The organism is Pseudomonas sp. 2995-1 (genome assembly GCF_002742505.1).
In the GTDB taxonomy this organism is placed as follows: Bacteria; Pseudomonadota; Gammaproteobacteria; order Pseudomonadales; family Pseudomonadaceae; genus Aquipseudomonas; species Aquipseudomonas sivasensis.
Genome location: NZ_LJSA01000667.1, coordinates 1 through 266, shown reverse-complemented (window position 1 = coordinate 266; position 266 = coordinate 1). Strand labels below are relative to the sequence as shown.

Below are 266 nucleotides of genomic sequence, written 5' to 3'. Positions count from 1 at the left end.
GGTATAGCTACACAAAGAAGACTTTCAAAGGACCTTTAGCTGTCATGAAATACCTTGGTCGCTATACTCATAAAATTGCCATTTCAAATCAAAGGATTAAATCGGTAGATTTAGAAGCTGATACTGTTAGTTTTGGTGTAAAAGATTATAAAAATAACAATCAAAAAAAGATAATTACTCTGGACGCCAAGGAATTTATACGCCGATATTTAATGCATGTCCTCCCGAAGGGATTTGTGAAAAATAGACATTATGGACTCTTAGCT

1 protein-coding gene is annotated in these 266 nt (G+C 33.8%); it reads left to right on the top strand.

Annotated features, from left to right (window positions below):
* Nucleotides 1–266, top strand: a 266-nt coding sequence (locus AOA61_RS30650) for a transposase (protein ID WP_178075236.1), incomplete at both ends; no start/stop codon positions are given.